The organism is Stenotrophomonas sp. STEN056 (genome assembly GCF_056759635.1).
Genome location: NZ_JBRRDL010000075.1, coordinates 1 through 354, shown reverse-complemented (window position 1 = coordinate 354; position 354 = coordinate 1). Strand labels below are relative to the sequence as shown.

At 65.3% G+C, this 354-nt stretch carries 1 pseudogene; it reads right to left on the bottom strand.

From position 1 onward, the window contains the following. Positions 1–354, bottom strand: a pseudogene (locus ACVOLO_RS18060) (hypothetical protein); the annotation flags it as partial.

Here is a 354-nt window from a genome sequence, read left to right as displayed (position 1 = left end):
GGCAAAACCGAACGCACTGCTGTTCTCACCATCGACCTGGTTGAAGTTGCCCACCGCCGAACTGTTGGTGCCGTTGGCGGTGTTCACATAGCCCATCGCGCTGCTGTAATCGCCGGCAGCGACGTTGTAGCTGCCCACCGCCGTGCTCTCCGCGCCACTGGCCTGCGAGCCGACACCGGCCGCCGTTGCACCCGCGCCGCTGGCCACGGCATCGTCACTGCCGTCCGCTGCGCCATTGGCCGTGAAATAGCGCTGCGTGCCTTCGGCCACATCAGCAACGACATCCAGCTGCGATTTGTTCACCGCATCGGTGTCTTCGGTACCGGCGGCGACGTTGGTGATCTGGCGCTCGGC